Source organism: Kitasatospora sp. NPDC093558 (genome assembly GCF_040683475.1).
Lineage (GTDB): Bacteria > Actinomycetota > Actinomycetes > Streptomycetales > Streptomycetaceae > Kitasatospora.
Map to the genome: position 1 here is coordinate 1 of NZ_JBFBDY010000371.1, position 6,239 is coordinate 6,239.

The 6,239-nt window shown below is 71.0% G+C and carries 1 protein-coding gene; it reads left to right on the forward strand.

Translation table 11 applies throughout. The features are described from left to right. Positions 1-6,239, forward strand: a 6,239-nt coding sequence (locus AB0O00_RS26615) for an RHS repeat-associated core domain-containing protein (RefSeq protein ID WP_363655852.1), incomplete at both ends; no start/stop codon positions are given.

The window sequence follows — 6,239 nt, forward strand, 5'->3', positions numbered from 1 at the left end:
GGGTCTCCGTCGCGCTGGACTACGGCGCCGTCGAGCAGGCGTACGGCGGCGGCTGGGCCTCCCGGCTGCACCTGGTCGCCCTGCCGGCCTGTGCGCTGACGACACCGCAGCTGGCCGCCTGCCGCACGCAGAAGCCGATCGAGTCCGTCAACGATCCGGTGACGCACAAGGTCACCGGTACCGTCGCCGTCCCCTCCGCCGCGCCGCGGCCGGCGAGCCTGTTCGCGTCGCGCTCGGCGCTCGCCGCGCAGGCCGCGCCCGGGGTGGCGGTGGCCGCGGTGGCGGGCAGCGGCGGATCGCAGGGCGACTACGGCGCGACCTCGCTGTCCGCCTCGGGCGCCTGGTCGACGTCGTCCTCCGGCGCGTTCACCTACCGCTACCCGATCACCCTGCCGCCCGCGCTCGGCGGGGTCTCGCCGCTGGTCGCGCTCTCCTACGACTCGCAGTCGGTGGACGGCGAGACCTCGGCCCGCAACTCGCAGTCCTCGTGGATCGGTGACGGCTGGGCGTACAGCCCCGGCTTCATCGAGCGCTCGTACAAGTCCTGCCGCAACGACGGGATCGACGACTCCGGAGACGAGTGCTGGGCCGGCTGGAACGCGACCATCTCGCTCGGCTCGCACAACGGCAAGCTGATCCGCGTCGCGGACGGCAGCTACCGCCTGCCGAACGACGACGGGACGAAGATCGAGCGCCTCACCGGCGCCGCGAACGGCCTTTGGGACGGCGAGTACTTCAAGGTCACCACGACCGACGGCAGTTCGTACTACCTGGGCCTCAACCACGCCCCCGGTACCACCGCGGACGGCGCCACCAACAGCGCCTGGGGCGTGCCCGTCTACCACCCGAAGTCGGGCGACCCCTGCTACGACTCCGGCAAGGGCAACGCCTCGCAGTGCGACAAGCCGGTCGGCTACCGCTTCAACCTCGACTTCGTGGTCGACGCGCACGGCAACACCCAGCGCTACGACTGGGCCACCGAGTCGAACTACTACAACATGGGCTACGGCCAGGTCGCCAAGAACGGCGACGGCGGCACGATGACCCAGTACACCCGCGGCGGCTACCTGACCCAGGTCTCCTACGGCTACCAGCTGGCCGACGCCCAGGCGGGCCGTGAGCCCTCGGCGAAGGTCGTCTTCAACGCGGCGCAGCGCTGCACCGTCTCGGACACCGACTGCCAGGCCGCGAAACTGTCCAAGGACACCGCCACCAACTGGCCGGACACCCCGTACGACCTCACCTGCAAGGCCGACGACAAGACCAAGGTCGACGGCGACAACACCGACGGCGTCTGCCTGCAGGGCGGTCCGAGCTTCTGGTCCACCTACCGGCTGAAGTCGATCGACACCAAGGTGCGGGTCGGCAGTGCCTGGCAGGACGTCGACTCGTACGACCTGAAGCAGGTGTTCTCCGACGCCGGCGGCACGATGGACCCCGTCACCGGCAAGACGCAGGACCCGAAGACCACCGGCGCCCTGCAGTCCATGATGTGGCTCTCGCAGATCGTCCACACCGGCAAGGACACCTCGGCCGGCGGCACCGGCGCCATCGCGATGGACCCGGTGAGCTTCGTCGGCGTCGAGATGGACAACCGGGTGGACGGGCTGAGCCCGGCGGCGCCGCCGCTGTACCACCCGCGCGTCTCCAGCGTCCAGACCGAGACCGGTGAGTCGATCGCCGTCTCCTACCGCGCGCCCGAGTGCTCGCGCGACAACAACCACATGCCGTCCTCGGCCGACGGCAACACCATGGGCTGCTACCCGGTGTTCTGGAACACGCCCGGCGGCAAGGACCCGATCGCCGACTGGTTCAACAAGACCATGGTCGCGCAGGTCGCCGAGAGCGACCGGACCAAGGCGGGCTCCCCGGCCAAGGTGACCAACTACGCCTACAGCGGCGGCGCGGCCTGGCACCGGGACGACTCCGACCTGACCGACGACAAGCACCGCACCTGGAACGACTTCCGCGGCTACCGGACCGTCACCACGACCACCGGCGCGGCGCCGGACCCGATCACCCAGAGCGTCACCTCCTACCTCCAGGGCATGGACGGTGACTACAAGGCCGACGGCACCCAGCGCAGTGTCAAGCTGGCCAACTCGCTCGGCGAGCAGACCACCGACAGCCCGTGGCTGGCCGGCACCGCCCAGGAGACGGACAGTTACACCCAGGCCGGCGGCACCGTGAACCGCAAGGTGCTCACCGACGCCCCCGGCACCACCGTCACCGCGACCGCGGCCCGGACGGCGTGGACCTCGGAGGACCCGGCGCCCGCCAAGCTCTCCACCCTGCCGGACCAGACGGCCCGCCGGGTCCAGTCCACCTCGTCGCGCACGATGGGGCTGCTCTCCGACGGCACCTGGCGCACCGGGCAGACCCGGCAGAGCAACGACGCCCTCGGCCGCCTCTCCCAGGTGGACGAGAAGCCCGACGTCGCCGACCCCTCCCTGGAGAGCTGCGCCACCACCAAGTACGCGGACGCACCGGCCGCCAGCCCGCTGCTGCTGACCGTCCCGGACGAGACCATCACCGTCGCGGGCCCCTGCGGCACCGCAGAGGGCGCCGCCACGACGCTCTCGCACAAGCGGATGTTCTACGATGGCGACGGCAGCGTCACCAACCCCGGCACCCTCGGCACCGTCGGCCAGAACGGCACCACCCTCGGCCTGGTCACCGCCACCCAGGCGGTCGCCTCCTACGACGCCCAGGGCAAGCCGGTCTTCCAGACGATCGGCGCGGTGAGCTACGACAAGTACGGCCGCGTGATCCGCAGCCGGGACGGTGCGGGCGCGGCCACCACGACCACCTACAGCCCGGACAGCGGCACGCTGCCCACCTCCATATCCACCACCAACCCGCTCGGCTGGACCTCCAGCAGCACCGTCGCGCCCACCCGGGCGGCGGTCACCCACGCCGTGGACTCCAACGGCCGCGTCACGGACGTCGTGTTCGACGCGCTGGGCCGCCGGACCAGGGTCTGGTTCCCGGGCCGGAACAAGGCCACGCAGGGCCCCGACAAGATCTACTCGTACGCCGTCCACGGCGCCGGCGACAACCCGGACCCGAACAGCGTCACCACCCAGTCGCTCCGCGAGGACGGCTCCTACGGCTTCAACGCGAGCATCTACGACGGCCTGCTGCAACTGCGCCAGGAGCAGGCGACCACGGCCGACAACTCGGCGGGCCGCCTGGTCAAGTCGACGTTCTACGACTCGCACGGCTGGACCGTCGGCACCATCGCCCCGTACTCGGACCCGGCGAACGCCCCCGGCACCACGATGTGGGCGGAGGCCAACAACACCGGCCCGTCGGTGACCCGCACCCGCTACGACGGCCAGGGCCGCGCCGTCACCTCGGAGTTGGACTCCTTCGCCACCACGGTGTGGCGCTCCTCCACCGCCTACCGGGGCGTCGACCGCGTCGACGCCACCCCGCCGGGCGGCGGCAAGGCCACCACCACCTACACCGACGGCGAGGGCCGCACCACTGCGACGGTGTCGCGCGACACCACCGGCGACAAGACCCTGGCGCCCAACTCGACGATCTACTCCGGTAGTTCCGAGGTCTCCGGCAGCGTCCGGCTGGCCGCGCAGGCGGACGGCAACCTCGTCCTCACCGCGCTGACCGACGGCCGCACGCTCTGGTCCGCCGGCACCGCGGGACACCCCGGCGCCTACGCGACCGTGCAGGCCGACGGCAACTTCGTGGTCAAGGACCCCAAGGGCACCCAGCTCTGGTCCAGCAACACGGCCGGCCACACCGGCGCGTCCGTCAAGGTCCAGAGCGACGGCAACCTCGCGGTCTACGACAGCGGGAACACCCTGCTGTGGTCCAGCGGCACGGCGAACGCGGCGACCACCGCGGACATCACCACCCGCTACACCTACACCGCCGCCGGCAAGCCGGCCACGATCAAGGACACCGTCGGCAACACCTGGTCCTACACGTACGACCTCCAGGGCCGAAAGCTCACCCAGACCGACCCGGACGGCGGTACCAGCAGCACCGGCTACGACGCGATGGGCCGGGTCGCCTCGACCACGGACGCGCGGGGGCAGACGCTTTCGTACACCTACGACCCGCTGGGCCGCAAGACCGGCGAGTACGCGGGTGGCGACACGAGTGACTCGTCGAAGCTGCTGGCCGACTGGAACTACGACACCCTCGGCAAGGGGCTGTTCTCGTCTTCGGACCGCTACGTCGGCGGGAAGAACGGCAGCGCGTACGTCAAGCGGATCGACGCCTACAACGCGGTCGGCCAGCCCACCGCCACCTCGGTGGTGATCCCGGCGAGCGAGGGCAAGCTCGCCGGCACGTACAAGGCCTCCGCCGCCTACACCGCAAACGTCAGCATGCTGGCCTCCACCACCTACGGGACGGAAGGCGGGCTGCCCGGCGAGACGGTCGGCTACGGCTACAACCTCCAGGGCGGGCTGTACAGCGTGGGCACGCCCAGCACGCCGTACGTCGCCACCACCAACTACAGCCCCCTCGGGCAGGTGTGGCAGACCACCATCGGCACGCCCACCAAGCAGCTGCGCACCGCGCAGACCTACGACCAGGCGACCGGCCGGGTCGCCACCAGCAGGGTCACCCTGCAGAACAACACCGCCAACCCGATCAGCAACCTCACCCTCGGCTACGACGAGTCCGGCAACCTGACCGCGGTGTCCGACGTCCAGTCGGGCGGCGGCACGGACCGGGTCACCGACACCCAGTGCTTCAGCTACGACGCACAGGACCGGCTGGTCACCGCCTGGACGGACACCAAGGGCATCACCGGCGCCACCGCCGGCCAGCTCGCCCGGTGCAACACCGCCAAGCCCAGCCCGGCCACGATCGGCGGGCCCAACCCCTACTGGCAGGACTGGCAGTTCAACCAGCTCGGTGACCGCACCCAGCAGGTCAGCCACGACGTCACCGGCAACGCGGCGAAGGACACCACCCAGACCCTCACCTACCCGGGTGCCGGCGCGGCGACCGCCTACCAGCCCAACGCGGCGGCCACCGTCACCATCAGCAACCCGACCACCGGCACCACCACGCTGAGCCCCGCTTACGACAAGGCCGGCAACACCGTCGGCCGGGTCACCACGGGCGCCAGGACGAGCAACCAGAGCTTCACGTACGACGCCGAGGGCCGCACCCAGAGCGCCACCACCGACGGGAAGCAGAGCGGCTACCTCTACGACGCCGACGGCACCCTGCTGCTCCAGCGCGGAGCCGGGGCCAACACGCTCTACCTGTTCGGCGGCGTCGAGCAGCTCAACCTCGACACGGTGGCCAACACCGTCGGCGGCCTGCGCTACTACCAGGCGCCGGACGGCACGACGATCGTGCGCTCCAGCAAGGGAGGTATCAGCTACCAGCCGGCCGGCCGCCAGGGAACGGCCCAGCTCCAGATCGACGCGACGACGCTGGGGATCACCCGGCGGTCCTTCGACCCCTACGGCAACCTCCGCGGTGCCAACCCGGCCAACTGGGCGGACAACCACGGCTTCCTCGGCCAGCCGGTCGACACCACCACCGGCCTGAGCCTGCTCGGGGCCCGCCACTACGACCCGGTCACCGGCCGGTTCCTCAGCGTCGACCCGGTCTTCGAGGTCGGCGACTGCAACCAGATGGGCGGCTACGCCTACGCGGCTGACAACCCGACCACCGGCAGCGACCCCAGGGGCCTGTACTGGGGCGAGGAGTGGGTCGACGACGCGGCGGACGCCACCGGGGACTTCCTCGCCGGCGCGGCCGACTCGATCGTCGGCGACCCGTACGAGTGGGCCGTCGACGGTGTCGCCGACGTCTGGAACAGCTGCGCCGACCTCTACAACGACTACGTCTACGACGATTTCGCCTGGTGCATGCCCGAGGCCGGGCACATGGACTACGTCGACGACACCCCGGTCGCGGACCTGTTCGGCATCGACACCGACTCCGACGCCTACATCGCGGGGCAGGTGACCGGCACCGTCGCGTCGATCGCGATCGACGGCTACGGACTGGTCAAGGCCGCCGAGGAAGGCTACAAGGCGTACAAGGCCGCGGACGAGATCGACGAAGGAGTCAGCTGGCTCAAGCGGCTCCTGAGCGACGACGAGCCGGTGGCCTCCGAGGCCGACCCCGCGCCCACCACGCCCAAGGACGACGCCCCGTCCAGCCCGAAGAGCGGCACCAGCAAGGAGCCGAACACCGAGCCGGGCGGCGGGGGCAAGGCCGCCGACGCCGAGGCGGGCGGCGAC